This is a genomic window from Cellulomonas septica, assembly GCF_012396155.1.
GTDB lineage: Bacteria > Actinomycetota > Actinomycetes > Actinomycetales > Cellulomonadaceae > Cellulomonas > Cellulomonas septica.
Genome location: NZ_JAAXOY010000650.1, coordinates 1 through 2,002 on the forward strand (window position 1 = coordinate 1; position 2,002 = coordinate 2,002).

2 protein-coding genes are annotated in these 2,002 nt (G+C 71.0%); both read right to left on the reverse strand.

Going from position 1 to position 2,002, the window contains the following annotated elements; genetic code table 11:
- Window positions 1–186: 186 nt before the first annotated feature.
- Complete coding sequence (pntB, locus tag HGA02_RS17710; RefSeq protein WP_168680554.1) at window positions 187–1,572, reverse strand: Re/Si-specific NAD(P)(+) transhydrogenase subunit beta; 1,386 nt, start codon at window positions 1,570–1,572, stop codon at window positions 187–189.
- On the reverse strand, window positions 1,572–2,002 hold a 431-nt coding region (locus HGA02_RS17715; RefSeq protein WP_210728769.1), incomplete at its 5' end, for a proton-translocating transhydrogenase family protein. The genes pntB and HGA02_RS17715, both read right to left, overlap by 1 nt.

A 2,002-nucleotide genomic window follows, 5' to 3' on the forward strand; every position in this document is an offset into this window, starting at 1 on the left:
ACCAGGACGGTCGCGGTGCGCAGCGGCGTGCGGGCGCCGGAGTGGGGCATGGGTGGGTCGCTCCTTCGCGACGGGCGGCGGGGGCGCGCGTGACGCTACGGAGCGGGCGGGGCGGGGGTCCAGGTGCGAAACGTTTTGACGGCACGTCCCCGCAGGTGGACGCGGGGACGTGCCGTCGGGGAGAACTCAGACCGCGTGGACGATCTTCTCCGTCTGCTCCTTGGCGTCGCCGAAGAGCATCGCGGTGTTGTCGCGGAAGAACAGCGGGTTCTGCACGCCCGCGTACCCGGTGGCCATCGAGCGCTTGAAGACCACCACCTGCTTGGCGTGCCACACCTCGAGCACGGGCATCCCCGCGATGGGCGAGCCGGGGTCGTCGAGCGCCGCCGGGTTGACGGTGTCGTTCGCGCCGATGACGAGCACGACGTCGGTGTCGCCGAAGTCGTCGTTGATCTCGTCCATCTCGAGCACGATGTCGTACGGCACCTTGGCCTCGGCGAGCAGCACGTTCATGTGCCCGGGCAGCCGTCCGGCGACGGGGTGCACGCCGAACCGGACCTCGACGCCCCGCGCCCGCAGCTTCGCGACGAGCTCGGCGACCGGGTACTGCGCCTTCGCGACGGCCATGCCGTAGCCGGGCGTGATGACGACGCGCTTGGCGTCGCGCAGCAGGTCCGCGACGTCCTGCGCGGACATCTCGCGGTGCTCGCCGTAGTCCCGGTCGACCGCGGCCACCGTGCCCTCCTCGGCCCCGAACCCGCCGAGGATCACGCTGACGAACGACCGGTTCATCGCCTTGCACATGATGTAGCTGAGGATCGCACCGGACGACCCGACGAGGGCGCCGGTGACGATGAGCAGGTCGTTGCTCAGCATGAAGCCCGCGGCCGCCGCGGCCCACCCGGAGTACGAGTTGAGCATCGACACGACGACGGGCATGTCGCCGCCGCCGATGGACGCGACCAGGTGCCAGCCGAGCGCGAGCGCGACGACGGTCATGAGCAGCAGCGGCACGATCGACGGGGCCGCGACGAACCAGACGCCCAGCCCGGCCGACGCGACGAGCGCGACGAGGTTGAGGGTGTTGCGGCGCGGCAGCATGAGGGGTGCCGAGGGGATCCTCGCCGAGAGCTTGAGGTAGGCGACGACCGAGCCGGTGAACGTCACCGCACCGATGAGGACGCCCAGGAAGACCTCGACGAGGTGTACGGGGTCGGCCGGCTCGGTGAGGTACGAGTTGAACCCGACGAGCACCGCGGCGAGGCCGACGAAGCTGTGCAGGATCGCGATGAGCTCGGGCATCTGCGTCATCTCGACGCGCCGTGCCTGCCACGTGCCGACCGTGAGGCCCACGAGCAGCACGGCCGCGATGAGCGCCGCGGTGACACCGACCTCACGCTCGCTGCCGTCGAGCGCGAGCGCGACCGTGGCGGCGAGCGCGAGGCCCATGCCGACCATCCCGGACATGTTCCCGCGGCGTGCCGTCTCCTGCCGGGACAGCCCGGCGAGGGACAGGATGAACAGCACCGCGGCGACGAGGTAGACCGCCTGCGCGACGGACGTGAGGGACATCAGGCGTCCTTCCGGAACATGCGGATCATGCGGTTCGCCACGAGGAACCCGCCGAAGATGTTGACGCTCGCGACGGCCGCGGCGACGCACGCGAGGACCGTGACGACCCAGTCGTCGGACCCGATCTGCAGGAGGGCGCCGACGAGGATGATCCCGGAGATCGCGTTCGTCTGGGCCATGAGCGGCGTGTGCAGCGAGTGGCTGACGTTCGAGATGACGTAGTAGCCGACGAACACCGCGAGCACGAACACGGTGAAGTGGCCGAGGAACGCGGCGGGCGCGAACGAGACCGCGAGCGCGACGAGCACGGCCGCCAGGGCGAACGTCACCGTCCGACGCTGCGTCCGACGCTCGGCGAGCGCGTGCGCGGCGGCCTCGGCGGCGGCGATCTCCTCGAGGCTCGGCGCGGTGTCGGCCGGCGGCGGCATCG